The sequence below is a fragment of the Azonexus sp. GW821-FHT04F04 genome, assembly GCF_059420025.1.
In genome coordinates, this window is record NZ_JBWKSX010000004.1 from 273,546 (window position 1) to 295,033 (window position 21,488).

Sequence of the window (21,488 nt, forward strand, 5' to 3'; positions counted from 1 at the left end):
CCTTAACGCTTGTGACGGCGCTGAACGATCATGCTGTTCGTGCGCTTGTTGCTGCGGGTGCGGTAACCCTTGGTGGGCTGACCCCACGGATTGACTGGCACGCGACCTTCGCCGGTCTTGCCTTCACCACCACCGTGGGGGTGATCAACCGGGTTCATGGCCGTACCGCGAACGGTCGGGCGAATACCACGCCAACGCATAGCACCGGCTTTACCGAACTTGCGCAGGTTGTGCTCTTCGTTGCCAACTTCACCGATGGTGGCGCGACATTCGACATGCACGCGACGCACTTCGCCGGAGCGGAGGCGGATCTGGGCATACGAACCTTCACGGGCCAGCAGCTGTACTGAGGTGCCAGCCGAACGGGCAATTTGCGCGCCCTTGCCAGGCAGCATCTCAACGCAGCAAATGGTCGTACCAACCGGGATATTGCGGATCGGCAGTGCATTACCAGACTTGATTGGTGCTTCGGAGCCACTCATGATCGGCTGACCAACCACCATGCCCTTGTTGGCAATGATGTAGCGACGCTCACCGTCGGCGTAGCACAGCAGTGCAATATTGGCCGTACGGTTCGGATCGTACTCCAGGCGCTCAACCTTGGCCGGAATGCCGTCCTTGTTGCGCTTGAAATCGATGACGCGATAAGCCTGCTTGTGACCGCCCCCCTGATGGCGAACGGTGATACGGCCATTGTTGTTGCGACCGGCGTTGCCAGACTTGGCTTCGACCAGCGGAGCGAACGGCTTGCCCTTGTGCAGATTGGGATTAACCACCTGGACAACAGCGCGACGCCCAGGGGAAGTCGGTTTGACTTTAACGAGTGCCATTACGCATTCCCCCCTTCAATAAAATTCAGTTCCTGGCCCGGCTTGAGGCTCACATAGGCTTTCTTCCAGCCCTTGCGACGACCGACCGCACCTTTGAAACGCTTGACCTTGCCCTTGACGTTGGCGACCTGGACGGCACCAACCTCTACCTTGAACAACAGTTCAACGGCAGCCTTGATTTCCGGCTTGGTGGCATCGGAAGCGACGCGGAAGATCACCTGGTTGTGCTTGTCAGCAACGTAGGTGGCCTTCTCGGAGATTTGCGGTGCTAGCAGCACCTGCATCAGACGCTCTTGATTCATCCCCACATCTCCTCGAACTTGGCCACGGCGTTCTTGGTCACAAGGACCTTAGGGAAGCGGACAAGGGAAACCGGATCGGCTTCCTGGGCTTCCAGCACCAGAACGTTGGGCAGGTTGCGCGACGAGAGATAGAGGTTCTCGCTCAGCGCGTCGGTGATGACCAGAAGCTTGCCTTCGAGACCCAGATCCTTGAGCTTCTGCATGAAAAGCTTGGTCTTGGGCGCATCGACGGACAGATCGTCGATGACGACAAGACGGTCCTGGCGGGCCAACTCAGAGAGGATCGCAGCCATGCCGGCGCGAAACATCTTCTTGTTAACCTTCTGGCTGAAATTCTCTTCCGGAGAATTCGGGAAAATACGACCACCCCCACGCCACAGCGGGCTGCCATTGCTACCGGCACGGGCACGACCCGTACCCTTTTGGCGCCAAGGCTTGGTGGTGGTGTGACGGACTTCGGAGCGATCCTTTTGCTGACGGTCGCCGGAACGTGCATTGGCCTGATAAGCAACGACGATCTGGTGAACCAGCGCCTCATTGAAATCGCGACCGAACAGCACATCGGAAGCCTGCAGCTTGGCAGATTCCTGGCCTTGTTCGTTAATTACCTTGAGTTCCATGTCGCCCCCTTAGCCCTTGACTGCCGGACGTACGACGACGTCAGAACCCTTGGCACCAGGAACGGCGCCCTTGACCAACAACAGCTGGCGGTCGGCATCAACGCGAACAATCGTCAGTCCCTGCATGGTCGATTGCACATCGCCCATGTGGCCGGCCATGCGCTTACCCGGAAAAACACGACCCGGATCCTGCGCCATACCAATGGAACCCGGCGCGTTATGCGACAGCGAGTTACCATGGGTTGCACGGTTTGAACTGAAATTGTGGCGCTTGATACCACCTTGGAAACCCTTACCAATGGAGCTACCGGTCACATCAACCTTTTGCCCTTCGGCAAAAATGGTGACGGCAACCTGGTCGCCCGCCTTAAAAGTGGCGAGCTGATCAGCACCAATCAGGAATTCCTTGAGCACATGCCCGGCTTCGACACCCGCTTTGGCCAGATGGCCAGCAAGGGGCTTCGAAACACGAGAGGCACGGCGCTTGCCGAATGCGACCTGAATGGCTGAGTAGCCATCGATCTCCGGCGTTTTTACTTGGGTCACTCGGTTGTTAGACACGTCAAGCACAGTTACCGGAATGGACGCACCATCCTCGGCAAAAATGCGAGTCATGCCAACCTTGCGACCAACAAGGCCTAGACTCATGGTTATTCTCCTCATCGCCGGCTGCGATTGGCCGGTCGATGTAAAACAACAAATGGGCAGCCGTCGCCGGCCACCCCCGAAAGGCGCGGATTATATCCGCAATTACCCTATTACTGCAACTTGATTTCGACGTCGACGCCAGCCGGGAGGTCCAGCTTCATCAGTGCATCAACGGTCTTGTCAGTCGGATCAACAATATCCATCAAACGCAGATGGGTACGAATTTCCAACTGATCGCGGGAAGCCTTGTTCACGTGGGGTGAACGCAGGATGTCGAAACGCTGTTTGCGGGTCGGCAACGGCACGGGACCACGAACAACTGCACCGGTACGCTTGGCGGTTTCGACGATTTCCTGAGCGGATTGATCGATCAGACGATAGTCGAAGGCCTTGAGACGGATACGAATTTTCTGGTTTTGCATTTTTGACTTCCAAAGAGCGATGGGGTGAAGCGAGCCTCACCCGGGATTTTTAAAAGAACGAATTACTCGATGATCTTGGCGACGACGCCGGCGCCGACGGTACGACCGCCTTCACGAATGGCGAAGCGCAGACCTTCTTCCATGGCGATCGGAGCGATCAGCTTGATGGTCATGGCGATGTTGTCGCCAGGCATCACCATCTCAACGCCTTCCGGCAGATCGATGGAGCCGGTCACGTCGGTCGTGCGGAAATAGAACTGGGGACGGTAACCATTGAAGAACGGGGTGTGACGACCACCTTCATCCTTGGACAGGATGTACACCTCAGAGGTGAAGTGGGTGTGCGGCTTGACAGAGCCCGGCTTGCACAGCACTTGGCCACGCTCGACGTCTTCACGCTTGGTACCACGGAGCAGGGCGCCAACGTTGTCGCCAGCCTGACCTTGGTCGAGCAGCTTGCGGAACATTTCAACACCGGTACAGGTGGTCTTGACGGTCGGGCGGATACCGACGATTTCGATTTCTTCGCCAACCTTGACCACACCACGCTCGATACGACCGGTAACAACGGTGCCGCGACCGGAGATGGAGAAGACGTCTTCAACCGGCATCAGGAAGGGCTGGTCAATCGCACGTTCCGGGGTCGGAATGTAGGAGTCCAGGGCATCAGCCAGACGGAAGATGGAGCGTTCGCCGATTTCGGACTGGTCGCCTTCGAGGGCTTTCAGTGCGGAGCCGTGAATGATCGGGGTATCATCGCCGGGGAAATCGTACTTGGAGAGGAGCTCACGGAGTTCCATTTCGACGAGCTCGAGCAGCTCGGCGTCGTCCACCATGTCGCACTTGTTCATGAACACCAGAACGTACGGCACGCCAACTTGACGGGCCAGCAGGATGTGCTCACGGGTCTGCGGCATCGGGCCGTCAGCGGCGGAACAGACGAGAATGGCGCCGTCCATCTGGGCAGCACCGGTAATCATGTTCTTGACGTAGTCAGCGTGTCCCGGGCAGTCAACGTGGGCGTAGTGACGATTGGCGGTTTCGTATTCGACGTGGGCGGTATTGATGGTTATACCACGGGCCTTTTCTTCCGGCGCCGCGTCGATTTCGTCATACTTCTTGGCCGAACCACCAAACTTGGCGGACAGCACCGTCGTGATCGCCGCCGTCAGCGTCGTCTTGCCGTGGTCAACGTGACCAATCGTGCCAACGTTTACGTGCGGTTTGGTACGCTCGAATTTCTCTTTAGCCATTATCGGTTCTCCAACAATTACTTCTTGTTAATGACAGCCTCAGCGACATTCTTCGGCGCTTCGGTGTAGTGCTTGAATTCCATAGAGTAGGTAGCCCGACCTTGCGACAGGGAGCGCACAGAGGTCGAGTAGCCGAACATTTCCGACAGGGGGACTTCGGCCTTGATTACCTTGATGCCGCCAACCTGGTCTTCCATGCCCTGAACGATGCCGCGACGAGAAGATAGGTCGCCCATCACGTTACCCATATACTCTTCCGGCGTTTCGACTTCAACCGCCATCATCGGCTCGAGGAGCGTTGGGCTGGCCTTCTTCATGCCCTCCTTAAAGGCCATCGAAGCAGCCATGCGGAACGCATTTTCGTTGGAGTCCACATCGTGGTAGGAACCGTCAAACAACGTGAACTTGACGTCAACCACCGGGAAGCCAGCCAGAACGCCGCTGGTCACCGCATCGCGCAGCCCCTTGTCGACCGCGGGGATGAATTCGCGCGGAACCACGCCACCCTTGATGGCATCAACGAATTCGTAGCCCTTGCCGGCTTCGTTCGGCTCGATCTTGAGCCAGACGTGACCGAACTGACCGCGACCGCCAGACTGCTTGACGAACTTGCCTTCCTGCTCGACCGCCTTTTTGATGCACTCGCGGTAAGCCACTTGCGGGGCACCAACGGTTGCTTCGACGTTGAATTCACGACGCATGCGATCGACCAGAATTTCCAGGTGCAGTTCGCCCATACCGGAAATGATGGTTTGACCCGACTCTTCGTCAGTACGCACGCGGAAGGATGGATCTTCCTGAGCCAAACGCCCGAGAGCGAGCCCCATTTTTTCCTGGTCGGCCTTGGTCTTCGGTTCGACGGCAACGTGAATCACCGGCTCCGGAAAAACCATGCGTTCGAGGGTAATGACCTTTTGCGGATCACACAGGGTGTCACCGGTCGTCGCCTCCTTGAGACCAACGGCAGCAGCGATGTCGCCAGCGCGCACTTCCTTGATTTCTTCACGCTGGTTGGCGTGCATTTGCAGAATACGACCCAGACGCTCCTTACGCCCCTTGACCGGGTTGTAAACAGTGTCGCCAGAATTAATTACGCCGGAATAGACGCGGAAGAAGATCAACTGGCCAACGAACGGGTCGGTCATGATCTTGAAAGCCAGAGCCGAGAAAGCCTCATCATCGGCAGCACGACGCTCGCCTTCTGACTCATTCTCAAGGATGCCCTTGACCGGCGGAATATCGACCGGCGACGGCAACAGTTCAATAACGGCGTCAAGCATCTTCTGTACGCCCTTGTTCTTGAACGCGGTGCCGCACAGCATCGGCTGGATTTCGCAAGCGAGGGTACGGGTACGCAGACCGAAGATAATGTCGGCCTCCGACAACTCCCCCTCTTCCAGGTACTTGTTCATTAGCTCTTCAGTGGCTTCGGCAGCCGCCTCGACCATCTGCTCGCGCCAGCTGGCAGCATCGTCGGCCAGATCAGCCGGAATGTCACGGGCGTCGTACTTCATGCCCTGGGAAGCCTCATCCCAGTAGATCGCCTTCATCTTAATCAGGTCAACCACGCCCTCAAACTTCTCTTCAGCTCCGATAGGGATAACGATCGGCACAGGATTGGCTTTGAGCCGCAGCTTGAGCTGGTCCACTACACGGAAGAAATTGGCACCGGACCGGTCCATCTTGTTCACGAACGCCAAACGCGGCACGCCGTATTTGTTAGCCTGACGCCAGACAGTCTCGGACTGCGGCTGAACCCCACCGACCGCACAGTAGACCATGCAGGCAGCGTCAAGAACACGCATCGAGCGCTCGACTTCAATGGTGAAGTCAACGTGCCCGGGGGTATCGATGATATTGATGTGATGGGGCTGAAACTGCTTGTCCATGCCACTCCAGAAACAGGTGGTGGCAGCAGAGGTAATGGTAATACCGCGCTCCTGCTCCTGCTCCATCCAGTCCATAGTGGCGGCGCCATCATGCACCTCACCGATCTTGTGATTGACACCGGTGTAGTACAGGATGCGCTCGGTCGTTGTCGTCTTGCCGGCGTCGATGTGCGCGCTGATACCGATATTGCGGTAGCGCTCGATGGGTGTTTTACGTGCCACGTTAGAGCCCTTAGAAAATTAGAAGCGGAAGTGAGCGAAGGCCTTGTTGGCATCAGCCATGCGATGCACTTCGTCACGCTTCTTGACTGCACCACCGCGGTTTTCGGCCGCTTCCAGCATTTCAGCAGCCAGGCGCTGCCCCATGGACTTCTCAGAGCGCTTGCGGGCAGACTCTCGCAACCAGCGCATGGCAAGCGCGGCGCGACGAGCCGGGCGAACCTCAACCGGAACCTGGTAGTTGGCACCGCCGACGCGGCGCGATTTCACTTCAACCATCGGACGAACATTTGCCATCGCAGAAGCGAAGACTTCGAGCGGATCCTTGCCGGACTTGCTGGTGATGATATCGAAAGCGCCATAGACGATGCGCTCGGCAACAGATTTTTTGCCGCTTTGCATGATGGCATTTACAAACTTGGAGACATCGACATTGCCGAACTTCGGATCCGGGAGAATGTCACGCTTAGGTACTTCACGACGACGGGGCATATTAACCTCTATTAAACACGATTCAGTTGAAAAGCCGGGCTAGGGTTTTACCCTCCCGGCCTCTCCCGACCGCCCAAGGGGACGGCCACTTACTTAAGCCACTAATTAAATTAAGCAGCCTTCGGACGCTTCGCCCCGTACTTGGAACGGGACTGCTTACGATCCTTGACACCCTGCGTATCTAGGGAGCCACGCACGGTGTGGTAACGCACACCTGGCAAGTCCTTGACACGACCACCACGGATCAGGACCACGGAGTGCTCCTGCAGATTGTGACCCTCACCACCGATGTAGGAAATGACTTCGAAGCCATTTGTCAGACGAACCTTACAAACCTTACGGAGAGCAGAGTTCGGCTTTTTTGGGGTGGTAGTATAAACACGGGTACAGACACCACGCTTCTGCGGGCACTTTTCCAGAGCAGGAACCTTGCTCTTGGCCTTTTCGGCTACGCGCGGCTTGCGCACGAGCTGGTTAATGGTCGGCATATCAAACTTCCTTCAACGGCCGGGCACAGAATTACTGGTACACGACGGCTATTTTGTTATCCAAAGCGGAGACAATGATTAGCCCCCGCCGACAAAGACCATAAATTCTATGGCCGATCACCCCCCATGTCAACGAGACATGAGGGGTGCAAACAGACTTACTGATCCTGATCACTTCCTTGCGTTGCGTTTTCTGCAACAACCTCCTCAACCGGAAGCGTTGCAGCGAGCTCTTCGCTTGCCAGTTGAGCCTTACGGCTACGGTGATAGGCTAAGCCAGTACCCGCCGGAATAAGGCGACCAACGATAACGTTTTCCTTAAGTCCGCGTAGCTCATCGCGCTTGCCCATGATGGCAGCCTCGGTCAACACGCGGGTCGTTTCCTGGAAGGATGCGGCAGATATAAACGAATCGGTCGACAGCGAAGCTTTCGTGATACCAAGCAGCATGTGGTCAAAATTCGCTGGTATCTTGCCTTCGGCAATGGCCCGGTCGTTTTCTGCCAGCAACTCAGCGCGCTCAACCTGCTCAGACTTGATGAACTTGGTATCACCCGGCTCGGTAATAGCAACACGGCGCAGCATCTGGCGAACAATCACTTCAATATGCTTATCGTTAATTTTCACGCCTTGCAGACGGTAGACGTCCTGGACTTCGTCGGTGATATAGCGAGCCAACGCCTCGACACCCTGCAGACGCAGGATATCGTGCGGATCCGGCTCGCCCTCAACGATTTTTTCGCCCTTGTTAACGACTTGGCCATCATGAACCAGCACGTGCTTGTCCTTGGGAATCAGGTATTCGTGGGTTGCGCCGTCGAGATCAGTAATGATCAAACGCTGCTTGCCCTTCGTATCCTTCCCGAAGCCGATGGTTCCCGTGTATTCCGCCAGGACTGAAGCATCCTTCGGGGTACGGGCTTCGAACAATTCGGCAACCCGTGGCAGACCACCCGTAATGTCGCGCGTCTTGGCAGACTCTTGCGGCATACGCGCCAGAACATCGCCGACCCCAACCTGCTGGCCATCAAGTACAGAGATAATCGAGCCAACTTGGAAAGCTATGGATACCGTGTGATCGCTACCGGCCACCCGGACTTCCTGCCCATTTTCGTCAAGCAGTTTGACGACAGGACGAACACCCTTGACGGCTGCCTTACCACCACGCTTGTGGTCGATAACCACGAGCGTGGAAAGACCGGTCACATCGTCGACCTGCTTGGCGACGGTAACGCCTTCTTCGACGTTCTCAAAGCGGGCAGTACCGGCATATTCGGTAATAATCGGGCGGGTATGCGGATCCCAAGTTGCGAGCTTAGCGCCAGCCTTGACGGCCTTCCCTTCATCAACCGACAGCATGGCACCGTACGGCACCTTGTGACGTTCACGCTCACGACCGTGGTCATCGACAATCAGCACTTCGCCTGAACGGGAAATGACGACCTTTTCGCCCTTGGCGCTGGTGACATAACGCATGTTGGACGTGTAGCGGACGGTACCCGCCGACTTCCCCTCGACCTTATCGGCCACAGCAGCACGGGAAGCCGCGCCACCAACGTGGAAGGTACGCATGGTCAGCTGCGTGCCCGGCTCGCCGATCGACTGTGCGGCGATAACGCCCACTGCCTCACCAGCATTGACCATCGTGCCGCGACCAAGATCGCGGCCGTAACATTGAGCACATAGACCGTAACGCGTGTCGCAAGTCAGCGGAGTGCGAACCTTGACCTCGTCAATGCCCAACTTGTCGATCAGGTCGACCAGATCTTCATCCAACATGGTACCCGCAAAAATCACCGACTCCTGGGTTTCCGGATCGACCAGATCATCGACAACAACACGGCCGAGAATACGCTCACGTAGCGCCTCGATGACTTCGCCGCCTTCAACCAGTGCCTTGACGACGAAACCATTGCGAGTACCGCAATCATCCTCGGTGATGACCAGATCCTGCGTCACATCGACCAGACGGCGCGTCAGGTAACCGGAGTTAGCCGTTTTCAGTGCCGTGTCGGCCAGACCTTTACGAGCACCGTGTGTCGAGATGAAGTACTGGAGAACGTTCAAGCCTTCGCGGAAGTTGGTGGTAATCGGTGTTTCGATAATCGAACCATCCGGCTTTGCCATCAAGCCGCGCATACCGGCCAACTGGCGAATCTGGGCCGCGGAACCGCGCGCGCCGGAGTCTGCCATCATGTAAATGGAGTTGAAGGAATCCTGCTTGACCTTCTTACCGTGACGGTCAACCGTTTCCTCGTGACCGAGTTCGTCCATCATGACCTTGGCTACCTGGTCACCTGTACGGCCCCAGATGTCGACGACCTTGTTATAGCGTTCGCCGTTCGTCACCAGACCATTGGTGTACTGGATTTCGATCTCTTTCACTTCCGCTTCTGCAGAAGCAATGATCTCGTATTTCTTGGCCGGCACGCGCATATCATCAGAGCAGAAAGAAATACCAGCGCGAGTTGCGAGGGCATAGCCGTTCTGCATCAGCTTGTCAGCGAAGACGACCGTTTCCTTGAGGCCACAGCGACGGAAGGATTCATCGATCAGCTTGGAAATTTCCTTTTTCTTCAGCGCCCGATCAATCGTCTTGAAAGGCATTCCCTTCGGCAGAATTTTGGAAAGCAACGCACGGCCGGCAGTCGTTTCGACACGTACCATTTTTTCAACAAATTCGCCGTCGACCGCAGAAGCCTCGTACTGCTTGAGGCGCACCGAGATACGGGAGTGAACATCCAGTTGGCCTGCGGCCATGGCACGTTCAATTTCATTGGTATCAGCGAAGTACATTCCCTCGCCCTTGCCATTGATCTTCTCACGAGTGGCGTAGTACAGACCGAGCACGATATCCTGCGAAGGAACGATGATCGGCTGGCCGTTGGCCGGCGATAGCACGTTGTTGGAGGCCAGCATCAGGGTGCGGGCTTCCATCTGGGCTTCAAGCGACAGCGGTACGTGAACAGCCATCTGGTCACCGTCGAAGTCGGCGTTGAATGCCGCGCAAACGAGCGGGTGCAACTGGATGGCCTTGCCTTCGATCAGGGTCGGCTCGAATGCCTGGATACCCAGACGGTGCAGCGTTGGAGCGCGGTTGAGCATGACCGGATGCTCGCGGATGACGTCTTCCAGGATGTCCCAAACGACCGGCTCCTGACCTTCAACCATCTTCTTGGCCTGCTTGATGGTGGTGGCGTAGCCGAGCACTTCCAGCTTGTGAAAGATGAATGGCTTGAACAATTCCAGAGCCATCAATTTCGGCAAGCCGCACTGATGCAGCTTGAGCTGGGGACCGACCACGATGACCGAACGGCCAGAGTAGTCGACGCGCTTACCCAACAAATTCTGACGAAAACGACCGCCCTTGCCCTTGATCATGTCAGCCAGCGACTTGAGCGGACGCTTGTTGGCACCGGTCATCGCCTTGCCGCGACGACCGTTGTCGAGCAGGGAGTCGACAGACTCTTGCAGCATGCGCTTTTCATTGCGGACGATGATTTCCGGTGCCTTCAGCTCGAGCAAGCGCTTCAGACGGTTATTCCGGTTAATGACGCGACGATAGAGGTCATTCAGATCGGAGGTCGCAAAGCGGCCGCCATCGAGCGGGACCAGCGGGCGCAGATCCGGCGGCAACACCGGCAGCACTTCGAGGATCATCCAGTCAGGCTTGATACCCGATTTCTGGAAGCCCTCAAGGATCTTCAGACGCTTGGCCAGCTTCTTGTTCTTGGCTTCCGAACCGGTGACTTCGAGCTCAGCGCGCAGGGACTCAACTTCGCTATTCAGGTCAAGGTTGCGCAGCAGTTCACGGATGCCTTCGGCGCCCATGAACGCGACGAATTCGTCGCCATGCTCTTCCATCATCTCCAGGTATTGCTCTTCAGTGAGCAACTGAGCGCGCTGAAGATTACTGACCATGCCCGGATCGGTCACAACATAGGCTTCGAAGTACAGGACACGTTCGATGTCGCGCAGTGTCATGTCGAGCACCATGCCGAGACGGGACGGCAGGGATTTGAGGAACCAGATGTGGGCAGTCGGCGAGGCCAATTCGATGTGCCCCATGCGGTCACGACGAACCTTCGCCAGTGTCACTTCAACGCCACACTTCTCGCAGATCACGCCACGATGCTTAAGACGCTTGTACTTGCCGCACAGACACTCGTAGTCCTTGATCGGGCCAAAAATCTTGGCGCAGAAGAGGCCATCGCGTTCCGGCTTGAAGGTACGGTAGTTGATGGTCTCCGGCTTCTTGACTTCACCGTAGGACCAGGAACGGATCTTTTCGGGCGAGGCGAGACCAATGGTAATCGCGTCAAATTCCTCTTCCGCCGTTACCTGCTTGAATAGATCGAGCAATGCTTTCATCGTTTAACTCCCAGCCCTAAATCAGTAACGTTCCAGATCGATATCGATCGCCAGCGAACGGATTTCCTTGACCAGCACATTGAAGGATTCCGGCATGCCGGCATCAATCCTGTGCTCGCCCTTGACGATGTTTTCGTAAACCTTGGTACGGCCGTTTACATCGTCGGACTTCACGGTCAACATTTCCTGCAGCACGTAGGAAGCGCCATAGGCTTCGAGCGCCCATACTTCCATTTCACCGAAGCGCTGACCGCCGAACTGCGCCTTGCCGCCCAGCGGCTGCTGGGTAACCAGAGAGTACGGACCGGTCGAGCGGGCGTGCATCTTGTCGTCAACCAAGTGATGCAGCTTCAGATAATGCATGTAGCCAACGGTCACTTGACGCTCAAAGGCCTCGCCAGTGCGACCATCGAACAGGGTCATCTGACCCGAAGAGGGCATACCGGCCATGGCCAGCATGGCCTTGATTTCCTCTTCCTTGGCACCATCGAACACAGGAGTGGCGAACGGCACACCATTGGTCAGGTTACCTGCCATTTCGAGAACTTCAGCATCATTCAGTTCCTCGAGATTCTCGGACTTGCCGCTCGAGTTGTAGATTTGATCCAAGAATCCACGCACTTCCTTGGCACTGGACTGGGCGCGCAACATGGCGCCAATCTTGTGTCCAAGTCCTTTGGCTGCAAGACCGAGGTGAACTTCAAGAATCTGACCAACGTTCATCCGTGACGGCACACCCAACGGATTCAGGACGATATCTACCGGGCTGCCATCTTCCATGTGCGGCATGTCTTCAACCGGCAGGATACGCGACACAACACCCTTGTTACCGTGACGCCCTGCCATCTTGTCGCCAGGTTGCAGACGACGCTTGACGGCGACATAGACCTTGACCATCTTCTGAACACCTGGCGGCAGTTCATCGCCTTGTGTCAGCTTCTTGCGCTTACCTTCAAAAGCAATGTCAAAATCCTTCCGAGCCTGCTCCAGGCCATCCTTGACCTGCTCCAACTGCTGAGCTACATCATCGTCGGCAAGGCGAATATCAAACCAGTGATGCGGATCCATCCCGTCGAGATAGGATTTCTCAACGACCGCCCCCTTGGCCAGCTTCTTCGGACCGCCGTTGGCTTTCTTGCCGAGAATCAGACGCTCGACACGAGCGAAGGCATCGCGCTCGACGATGCGCATCTGGTCAGCAAGATCCAGCTTGTAGTGGCGCAGGTGCTCATCGATGATTGACTGGGCGCGCTTGTCACGCTCAATGCCTTCGCGGGTAAACACCTGAACATCGATGACGGTACCGGCAATACCCGACGGCACGCGCAGCGAGGTGTCCTTAACGTCAGAAGCCTTTTCACCGAAGATGGCGCGCAAAAGCTTTTCTTCCGGCGTCAACTGGGTTTCACCCTTGGGCGTGACCTTGCCGACGAGCACGTCGGCTGCTTCAACCTCAGCGCCGATGTAAACAATGCCGGAATCATCCAGGCGAGACAACTGGGACTCACCCAGCGAAGCGATGTCACGGGTAATTTCTTCAGGGCCGAGCTTGGTATCGCGCGCGACAACCGTCAGTTCCTCGATGTGGATCGAGGTGTAGCGATCCTCGGCAACCACACGTTCGGAGATCAAAATCGAGTCTTCGAAGTTGTAGCCATTCCACGGCATAAAGGCAATCAGCATGTTCTGGCCAAGCGCCAATTCGCCCTTGTCCGTCGAAGCACCATCAGCCACCACGTCACCCTTGGCTATATGGTCGCCCACGCGCACCATCGGACGCTGATTGATGTTTGTGTTCTGGTTAGAACGGGTGTACTTGACCAGATTGTAAATATCTACGCCCACTTCGCCGGCGATCGTTTCATCGTCATTGACACGAACCACGACGCGCGCTGCATCAACATAGTCAACCTTGCCTCCGCGCAGGGCAACTACAGCAGTACCGGAGTCGACCGCAACCGTGCGCTCGATACCAGTGCCGACCAACGGCTTTTCCGGACGCAGACAAGGAACGGCCTGGCGCTGCATGTTGGCGCCCATCAAGGCACGGTTGGCGTCATCGTGCTCAAGGAAGGGAATCAGCGAGGCAGCAACAGAGACGATCTGCCCTGGGGCAACGTCCATGTACTGGACACGTGACGGCTCGGCCAGGATGGTTTCGCCCTTTTCACGGCAAGTCACCAAATCGTCAGAGAGACGGCCATCAATTAACGAGGCATTGGCCTGAGCAACGACGTAGTTGCCCTCCTCAATAGCCGAAAGGTATTCAATTTCGTTGGTAACGTTGCCGTCCGCTACCTTTCGGTAGGCGGTTTCAATAAAGCCGTAGCTATTAACACGGGCGAACAACGCGAGCGAATTGATCAGACCGATGTTCGGACCTTCCGGCGTTTCAATCGGACAAACTCGGCCGTAGTGCGTCGGATGCACGTCACGAACTTCGAAGCCGGCACGCTCACGGGTCAAGCCACCGGGGCCGAGTGCGGAAACACGGCGTTTGTGCGTGATTTCCGACAGCGGATTGGTTTGATCCATAAACTGCGACAATTGGCTTGAGCCGAAGAACTCCTTGATTGCAGCGCTGATCGGCTTAGCGTTGATCAGGTCGTGCGGCATCAGGTTGTCGGACTCTGCTTGCGACAAGCGCTCCTTGACTGCGCGTTCGACGCGGACCAGACCGGCGCGGAACTGGTTTTCTGCCAACTCACCGACGGAACGAACGCGGCGATTGCCCAAGTGGTCGATGTCGTCAATCTCGCCACGGCCATTGCGTAGCTCGACGAGAATTTTGATGACTTCAACGATGTCACGCGGTGACAGGGTCAACTGCTCGCGCACTTCGATATTGGCGCCGAGCGGCTTGATCTTCGCGGCCAGTGCTTCGGCTTCAGCCAGAGTGACATTCTCCACCATGGCGCGGGCGCCATAGGGCATCAACCCAACTAAATCCTGAATGGCGGACAGCGCAAAGCCGGAGGCTTCAGCCAGATTTTTCAATGCCGCTTCGGCCTTGGATGCCAAGCCCTTGAGCATCAACTTGTACTCAATGACGTCAGGACGAACCAAACGCCGATTGAACTTCATCCGGCCAACACCAGAAAGATCGTAACGCTCGTCGGAATAGAAGAGTCCGTTGAACAGAATTTCCACGGCCTCTTCCGTCGGCGGCTCCCCCGGACGCATCATGCGATAAATCGCGACACGTGCAGCCTGGCGGGTTGCTGTTTCGTCCGCACGTAGCGTGTTTGAAATAAACGAGCCACGGTCAAGTTCGTTGGTATACAACGTTTCGATCGCAGAAATCTCAGCCTCGCGCAGTTTGGCGAGCAATGTTTCGGTGATTTCGTCGTTGGCATTGGCAATGACTTCGCCCGTTGCCTTGTCGATGATGTTCTTGGCGACAACACGCCCGACCAAGAAATCTTCCGGCACTGCGATTTGCTTGATGGCAACTGCTGCAATGTCACGGATATGTTTGGCGGTAATACGCTTGTCTTTAGCGACGATCACCTTGCCATCAGGACCAACAAAGTCAAATCGGGCAACTTCGCCACGCAACCGCTCGGGAACCAGAGTGAATTCGATCTTTTCCTTTGACAGAAGGAAGGTATCAAATTCAAAGAACTGCGCAAGGATTTCCTCGGACGACATTCCGATAGCCTTGAGCAACGTCGTGACGGGCATCTTGCGCCGACGGTCAACCCGGAAAAAGAGCGTATCTTTGGGATCGAATTCGAAATCCAGCCACGAACCGCGGTAGGGAATCACACGCGCCGAGAAGAGCAACTTGCCGGAACTGTGGGTCTTGCCCCGGTCGTGCTCGAAAAAGACACCTGGCGAGCGATGCAACTGGGAAACGATGACACGCTCGGTTCCGTTGATGACGAAAGAACCGTTGGTCGTCATCAAGGGCATCTCGCCCATGTAAACTTCCTGCTCCTTGACCTCCTTCACGGTGTCCGGAGCCTCGCGGTCCATAATGACCAGGCGAACCTTTGCACGTAGCGAAGACGCAAAGGTCAGACCACGTTGCTGACATTCGGTCACATCGAAGGCCGGCTCGCCGAGCATGTAGCTAACGAACTCCAAGCGAGCGTTGCCCGAATGTGAAACGATCGGAAATATCGAGGTAAATGCAGCCTGCAACCCCTCATTCTTCCGCCGCTCGGGAGCGACTCCGTCTTGCAGGAAATCCTTGAAAGACTGCAGTTGGGTCGCCAACAAGTAAGGGACGTCAAGCACACTAGCGCGCTTGGCGAAGCTCTTGCGGATGCGTTTCTTCTCGGTGAAGGAGTAAGTCATGGTAACTCCGTGAGGATGGAATCAAACGTTGAACCTGAGAAAACAGGCAAACGCAAACGAACTCTCCTCCCCTCCGGGGAAGAAGAAAGCATCGTTTGCGTTTGCCAGTTGGCGTTATTCAAGTTCGGTTTTGGGGTCTATGAAACCTGTCATACAAAGCACAAAAGGGCTGGCGACAAAGCCGCCAGCCCGCTTGCGAAGCGTCGATTACTTGACTTCGACCTTGGCGCCCGCGTCTTCCAGTTGCTTCTTGAGGGCTTCTGCATCAGCCTTGGAAACACCTTCCTTGACTGCCTTCGGAGCTCCATCAACCAGATCCTTGGCTTCCTTGAGGCCCAGGCCGGTAACAGCACGGACGACCTTGATGACTTCGACCTTCTTGTCGCCAGCTGCGTTCAGCATAACGGTGAATTCGGTCTGCTCTTCGACAGCGGCAGCTGCACCACCTGCCGGGCCGGCAACGGCGACGGCAGCGGCGGAAACGCCAAACTTCTCTTCGAATGCCTTGACCAGGTCATTCAGTTCCATAACGGTCAGGGAACCTACGGCTTCCAGGATATCTTCTTTGCTAATTGCCATTTCAATAAACTCCTAAATCAGTTCGTATGCGGTAGTGATCAAGCGGCAGCTTCTTCGCGCTGGGTAGCCAGGGCAGCCAGACCGCGGACGAAGCCGGCGACCGGAGCTTGCATGACGTACAGCAGCTTGGAGAGCAGCTCTTCGCGGCTCGGGACGGACGCAAGCGCCTGCACACCAGCCTTGTCGAGCACATTGCCGGCGTAGGAGCCAGCCTTGAGTACCAATTTGTCGTTGGTTTTAGCGAAATCGCTAAGCACCTTCGCAGCAGCCACGGGATCGGCGGATACGCTGTAAATCAGCGGACCGACCATGTGATCTGCCAGGCCTGCGAACGGGGTGTCCGCGACGGCGCGACGCACCAAGGTATTCTTCAACACACGCAGATAGACGCCAGATTCGCGAGCCTTCTTGCGCAGCACGGTGAGGTCTCCGACCTCAATGCCACGATATTCGGCAATCGCGATAGTCTGGGCGTTGGCTACTTGTGCCGATACCTCAGCTACAACCGCTTTTTTGTCGTTCAGATTGAGACCCACAGGTCTTTCCTCCTTTCAAGTCATAACACGACGGGAAGAATTTCCCGCCGCACCTACGGCGACCTGAACCAGAAGCTATGCCGCCCGTTACCGGTCAGCAGAAAATCTTGTTCTGGGACACCGTCTGCGCAGGGTGCTTTCGCGATTAAGCCTCGTTACCAAGGCGCCTGCGGTCTTTGACGATCTGCCGGTGATTGCTTACGCAGCCACCGGCAGCCCAAAGTACTTTTTAGCCAACCAGCGTGGCCTGATCGACGCGAACGCCGGGGCCCATCGTGGCAGCAACAGCAACCTTGCGAAGATACTGCCCCTTGGAAGAAGCCGGCTTCGCCTTGTTCAATGCATCGATCAGCGCCTTGAGGTTGGACTCGAGGCTCTCGACCGAGAACGATGCACGACCGATGGTGGCGTGAATGATGCCAGCCTTGTCAGTACGGTACTGAACCTGACCAGCTTTTGCATTCTTCACGGCGGTAACGACATCCATCGTCACAGTACCAACCTTCGGATTCGGCATCAGACCGCGCGGACCTAGGATCTGGCCAAGTTGGCCGACGATCTTCATGGCATCTGGCGTCGCAATGACGACATCGAAATTCAGGTTACCAGCCTTGACTTCGGCAGCCAGATCGTCGAAACCGACGACTTCAGCACCGGCAGCCTTTGCGGCTTCAGCTTTTTCGCCCTGGGCAAAAACGGCAACACGGACGGACTTGCCAGTACCCGCCGGCAGAACAACCGAGCCACGAACAACCTGGTCCGACTTACGTGCATCGACACCCAGATTTACTGCAACGTCGATGGACTCGTCGAATTTCGCAGTCGCGGTTTCCTTGGCTAGGGTCAGCGCTTCCTGAACCGGGTACAGCTTCATCGCAACGACTTTGCCCGCTTGGGCTTTTTGCTTTTTGGTGAGCTTAGCCATGATTACAGACCCTCTACCGTGATGCCCATGGAGCGGGCGGAACCAGCGATGGTGCGAACGGCTGCATCCATGTCGGCAGCAGTAAGGTCAGGCATCTTGGTCTTGGCAATTTCTTCAGCCTGAGCACGAGTGATCTTGCCAACCTTGTCGGTATGCGGCTTGGCCGAACCGGACTTGATACCAGCAGCCTTCTTGATCAGGATCGTAGCCGGCGGCGTCTTCATCACAAAAGTGAAGGACTTGTCCGCAAAGGCGGTGATCACGACAGGAATCGGCAGACCCGGCTCGACGCCCTGCGTCTGGGCGTTGAAGGCCTTGCAGAACTCCATGATATTCAGACCACGCTGACCGAGGGCGGGGCCAATCGGGGGCGACGGGTTTGCTTTGCCAGCAGGCACTTGCAGCTTGATATAACCAATAATCTTCTTGGCCATAATTGCTCCTTATTGATGAGTGATAGCGCGCTTTCACGGAAACACATCCGCTACCAGCGCTCCTCTTGCCGAAACAAAGGGCTTTCGGCTTGCCCTAAAATAACAATCAGGCTTTCTCGACCTGACCAAACTCCAACTCGACCGGCGTAGCACGACCAAAGATGGTCACCGAAACACGAATGCGATTTTTTTCGTAATTGACGTCTTCGACCGCGCCATGGAAATCGGTAAACGGACCTTCCTTTACGCGCACAACTTCGCCAACTTCAAACAGCACCTTCGGACGGGGTTTCTCAACGCCCTCCTGCATTTGCTGCATGATTTTTTCGACTTCTTTTTCAGAAATTGGAGTGGGCTTGGTCGCCGTTCCGCCAACAAAACCGGTGACTTTGGGCGTGTTCTTTACCAAGTGCCAGGAATCGTCATCCATTTCCATTTCGCACAACACATAGCCCGGAAAGAACTTGCGCTCAGAGATGGCCTTCTGACCATTCTTCATTTCAACAACTTCCTCAACCGGCACCAAAATGCGGCCAAATTTATCCTGCATACCAAGACGCTCTATGCGCTCCAAAATTGCGCGCATGACGCTTTTTTCGAAGCCCGAGTAAGCGTGAACAACGTACCAGCGTTTACTCATGATTTCTTCCAGCCCAAGACCAGGTCATAAAGGACCCACTCAAGACTTTTGTCAGTGAGATACAGGAAGATCGCCATCACTACGACAAAAGCGAAAACCGCCCCTGTCGTCTGCATGGTTTCCTTACGGCTTGGCCAAACAACTTTCTTGGCCTCAACAACCGCCTCGTTGGCAAACATGAAGAAGCGCTGCCCCGGCTCGGTTTTCCAAGCAACGGCAATCGCCAGCGCCAACCCAACGAGGACCGCCAGGACGCGCAAAATCATTGCCTGCTCGGAGAGCAGGTAGAAGCCAGCCACGCCAGCAGCCAGAATAACCAGCGCCAGCGCAAACTTGATCTTGTCAGCCATGAAATTCGCGATCTTTATAGAGAGTGGCAGGGGCGGAGGGAATCGAACCCCCGACCTACGGTTTTGGAAACCGTTGCTCTACCAATTGAGCTACACCCCTGCGGCAGAAACATCAAAGCGCTTCAGTTACCCGAAGCGCCTTGATTACAAAAATTACCGATTACTCGATGATCTTGGCGACGACGCCGGCGCCGACGGTACGACCGCCTTCACGAATGGCGAAGCGCAGACCTTCTTCCATGGCGATCGGAGCGATCAGCTTGATGGTCATGGCGATGTTGTCGCCAGGCATCACCATCTCAACGCCTTCCGGCAGATCGATGGAGCCGGTCACGTCGGTCGTGCGGAAATAGAACTGGGGACGGTAACCATTGAAGAACGGGGTGTGACGACCACCTTCATCCTTGGACAGGATGTACACCTCAGAGGTGAAGTGGGTGTGCGGCTTGACAGAGCCCGGCTTGCACAGCACTTGGCCACGCTCGACGTCTTCACGCTTGGTACCACGGAGCAGGGCGCCAACGTTGTCGCCAGCCTGACCTTGGTCGAGCAGCTTGCGGAACATTTCAACACCGGTACAGGTGGTCTTGACGGTCGGGCGGATACCGACGATTTCGATTTCTTCGCCAACCTTGACCACACCACGCTCGATACGACCGGTAACAACGGTGCCGCGACCGGAGATGGAGAAGACGTCTTCAACCGGCATCAGGAAGGGCTGGTCAATCGCACGTTCCGGGGTCGGAATGTAGGAGTCCAGGGCATCAGCCAGACGGAAGATGGAGGGTTCGCCGATTTCGGACTGGTCGCCTTCGAGGGCTTTCAGTGCGGAGCCGTGAATGATCGGGGTATCATCGCCCGGGAAATCGTACTTGGAGAGGAGCTCACGGAGTTCCATTTCGACGAGCTCGAGCAGCTCGGCGTCGTCCACCATGTCGCACTTGTTCATGAACACCAGAACGTACGGCACGCCAACTTGACGGGCCAGCAGGATGTGCTCACGGGTCTGCGGCATCGGGCCGTCAGCGGCGGAACAGACGAGAATGGCGCCGTCCATCTGGGCAGCACCGGTAATCATGTTCTTGACGTAGTCAGCGTGTCCCGGGCAGTCAACGTGGGCGTAGTGACGATTGGCGGTTTCGTATTCGACGTGGGCGGTATTGATGGTTATACCACGGGCCTTTTCTTCCGGCGCCGCGTCGATTTCGTCATACTTCTTGGCCGAACCACCAAACTTGGCGGACAGCACCGTCGTGATCGCCGCCGTCAGCGTCGTCTTGCCGTGGTCAACGTGACCAATCGTGCCAACGTTTACGTGCGGTTTGGTACGCTCGAATTTTTCCTTAGCCATTCCAGTTCCTCAATAATCAAATAAATAAAAAATCCAGAATCCAAGCTAATCGGTGGTGCCCATGGGCAGGATCGAACTGCCGACCTCTCCCTTACCAAGGGAGTGCTCTACCACTGAGCCACATGGGCCTACCTTAAAACTCCAGCCGTACTGCGTCATGGAGCGGGTGAAGGGAATCGAACCCTCGTCTTAAGCTTGGAAGGCTTCAGCTCTACCATTGAGCTACACCCGCTTATTACGCCCGCAACACAGGCTGCTACAGCATTCAATCTGGTGGAGGGGGAAGGATTCGAACCTTCGAAGGCAGAGCCGACAGATTTACAGTCTGTTCCCGTTGACCGCTTGGGTACCCCTCCGGAAGAACCCGGGATTATCCGGACGACCACCAGCCCTGTCAACACCCAAAAACAGAAAAGCCGGCATATAGCCGGCTTTTTCCGCTTTCGAAACTGAAATTACTTCTGGGCGAGGACCCAGGCGACCAGCTTCTTGGCTTCGTCTTCAGTAACGTTGTTGGGCGGCATCGGGATCTGACCCCAGACACCCTTGCCGCCAGCCTTGACCTTGGTGGCCAGCATGGCGGGGGCAGCCTTGTCGCCCTTGTATTTTGCAGCGACTTCCTTGTAAGCCGGACCAACCAGCTTTTTGTCGATGGCATGGCAGGACATGCAGTTCTTGGCCTTGGCCAGAGCTTCGTCGGCTTGGGCCTGACCGGCCATCACGATACCAGCGGCGGCCATCACGGCAACATAAACAGCTTTCATTCTCTCGCTCCGTTATTCAGGTTGGTGGATAAATCAGTATTGGATGATAAAACCCTTTTCTTTCCCTTGCAAAC

Annotated in this window: 19 protein-coding genes and 4 tRNA genes; all 23 read right to left on the bottom strand. The window is 56.1% G+C overall.

Annotated features, from left to right (window positions below):
• Positions 1-2: 2 nt before the first annotated feature.
• Positions 3-830 (bottom strand): 50S ribosomal protein L2, encoded by an 828-nt coding sequence (gene rplB / locus AC07TV_RS10700; protein ID WP_494648349.1) that lies wholly within the window; start codon positions 828-830, stop codon positions 3-5.
• On the bottom strand, positions 830-1,132 hold the full coding sequence (rplW, locus tag AC07TV_RS10705) for a 50S ribosomal protein L23 (RefSeq protein ID WP_494648350.1): 303 nt from the start codon (positions 1,130-1,132) through the stop codon (positions 830-832). The genes rplB and rplW overlap by 1 nt, the downstream gene beginning before the upstream one ends.
• Complete coding sequence (rplD, locus tag AC07TV_RS10710) at positions 1,129-1,752, bottom strand: 50S ribosomal protein L4 (RefSeq protein ID WP_226496997.1); 624 nt, start codon at positions 1,750-1,752, stop codon at positions 1,129-1,131. Before rplD ends, rplW begins: the two co-directional genes overlap by 4 nt.
• A 9-nt stretch (positions 1,753-1,761) precedes the next feature.
• Entirely contained in the window at positions 1,762-2,400 is a 639-nt protein-coding gene (rplC, locus tag AC07TV_RS10715) for a 50S ribosomal protein L3 (RefSeq protein WP_117607645.1), read from the bottom strand.
• 110 nt (positions 2,401-2,510) lie between these two features.
• Positions 2,511-2,822, bottom strand: a complete 312-nt coding sequence (gene rpsJ / locus AC07TV_RS10720) for a 30S ribosomal protein S10 (protein WP_027456678.1) — start codon at positions 2,820-2,822, stop codon at positions 2,511-2,513.
• Between the two features lie 62 nt (positions 2,823-2,884).
• Positions 2,885-4,075, bottom strand: coding sequence for an elongation factor Tu (gene tuf, locus AC07TV_RS10725; RefSeq protein ID WP_494648351.1), 1,191 nt, complete (start codon positions 4,073-4,075; stop codon positions 2,885-2,887).
• 17 nt (positions 4,076-4,092) lie between these two features.
• Positions 4,093-6,186 (bottom strand): elongation factor G, encoded by a 2,094-nt coding sequence (fusA, locus tag AC07TV_RS10730; protein WP_494648352.1) that lies wholly within the window; start codon positions 6,184-6,186, stop codon positions 4,093-4,095.
• 18 nt (positions 6,187-6,204) lie between these two features.
• A complete protein-coding gene (gene rpsG, locus AC07TV_RS10735; RefSeq protein WP_226403524.1) occupies positions 6,205-6,675 on the bottom strand; it encodes a 30S ribosomal protein S7 in 471 nt (156 codons plus the stop codon).
• 110 nt (positions 6,676-6,785) lie between these two features.
• Positions 6,786-7,163 (bottom strand): 30S ribosomal protein S12, encoded by a 378-nt coding sequence (gene rpsL / locus AC07TV_RS10740; RefSeq protein ID WP_011286083.1) that lies wholly within the window; start codon positions 7,161-7,163, stop codon positions 6,786-6,788.
• A gap of 158 nt (positions 7,164-7,321) precedes the next feature.
• Positions 7,322-11,533 (bottom strand): DNA-directed RNA polymerase subunit beta', encoded by a 4,212-nt coding sequence (gene rpoC / locus AC07TV_RS10745; protein ID WP_494648353.1) that lies wholly within the window; start codon positions 11,531-11,533, stop codon positions 7,322-7,324.
• 21 nt (positions 11,534-11,554) lie between these two features.
• The gene (gene rpoB / locus AC07TV_RS10750) at positions 11,555-15,835 is read right to left on the bottom strand and encodes a DNA-directed RNA polymerase subunit beta (RefSeq protein ID WP_494648354.1); all 4,281 of its coding nucleotides are present in this window, start codon (positions 15,833-15,835) and stop codon (positions 11,555-11,557) included.
• 207 nt (positions 15,836-16,042) lie between these two features.
• Positions 16,043-16,414: a 50S ribosomal protein L7/L12 gene (gene rplL, locus AC07TV_RS10755; protein WP_117607640.1), complete on the bottom strand. Its 372-nt coding sequence runs from the start codon at positions 16,412-16,414 to the stop codon at positions 16,043-16,045.
• Positions 16,415-16,452: 38 nt separating this feature from the next.
• Positions 16,453-16,950: a 50S ribosomal protein L10 gene (gene rplJ, locus AC07TV_RS10760; RefSeq protein WP_494648355.1), complete on the bottom strand. Its 498-nt coding sequence runs from the start codon at positions 16,948-16,950 to the stop codon at positions 16,453-16,455.
• Between the two features lie 229 nt (positions 16,951-17,179).
• Positions 17,180-17,875 (bottom strand): 50S ribosomal protein L1, encoded by a 696-nt coding sequence (rplA, locus tag AC07TV_RS10765; RefSeq protein ID WP_494648356.1) that lies wholly within the window; start codon positions 17,873-17,875, stop codon positions 17,180-17,182.
• 2 nt (positions 17,876-17,877) lie between these two features.
• Entirely contained in the window at positions 17,878-18,309 is a 432-nt protein-coding gene (gene rplK, locus AC07TV_RS10770; RefSeq protein ID WP_066879525.1) for a 50S ribosomal protein L11, read from the bottom strand.
• A gap of 106 nt (positions 18,310-18,415) precedes the next feature.
• Positions 18,416-18,949 carry a transcription termination/antitermination protein NusG gene (gene nusG, locus AC07TV_RS10775; RefSeq protein WP_226403518.1) on the bottom strand — a complete coding sequence of 178 codons (534 nt, stop codon included), beginning with the start codon at positions 18,947-18,949 and terminating at the stop codon, positions 18,416-18,418.
• Complete coding sequence (gene secE / locus AC07TV_RS10780; protein WP_226403517.1) at positions 18,946-19,299, bottom strand: preprotein translocase subunit SecE; 354 nt, start codon at positions 19,297-19,299, stop codon at positions 18,946-18,948. The genes nusG and secE overlap by 4 nt, the downstream gene beginning before the upstream one ends.
• A 24-nt stretch (positions 19,300-19,323) precedes the next feature.
• Positions 19,324-19,399: transfer RNA gene (locus AC07TV_RS10785), tRNA-Trp, on the bottom strand.
• 60 nt (positions 19,400-19,459) lie between these two features.
• Positions 19,460-20,650, bottom strand: coding sequence for an elongation factor Tu (gene tuf, locus AC07TV_RS10790; protein WP_117607634.1), 1,191 nt, complete (start codon positions 20,648-20,650; stop codon positions 19,460-19,462).
• A 53-nt stretch (positions 20,651-20,703) separates the two neighbouring features.
• Positions 20,704-20,778, bottom strand: a tRNA-Thr gene (locus AC07TV_RS10795).
• Positions 20,779-20,808: 30 nt separating this feature from the next.
• Positions 20,809-20,882 (bottom strand) — tRNA-Gly (locus AC07TV_RS10800).
• Between the two features lie 39 nt (positions 20,883-20,921).
• Positions 20,922-21,006, bottom strand: a tRNA-Tyr gene (locus AC07TV_RS10805).
• 99 nt (positions 21,007-21,105) lie between these two features.
• Positions 21,106-21,414, bottom strand: a complete 309-nt coding sequence (locus AC07TV_RS10810) for a c-type cytochrome (RefSeq protein ID WP_494648357.1) — start codon at positions 21,412-21,414, stop codon at positions 21,106-21,108.
• Positions 21,415-21,488 lie beyond the last annotated feature (74 nt).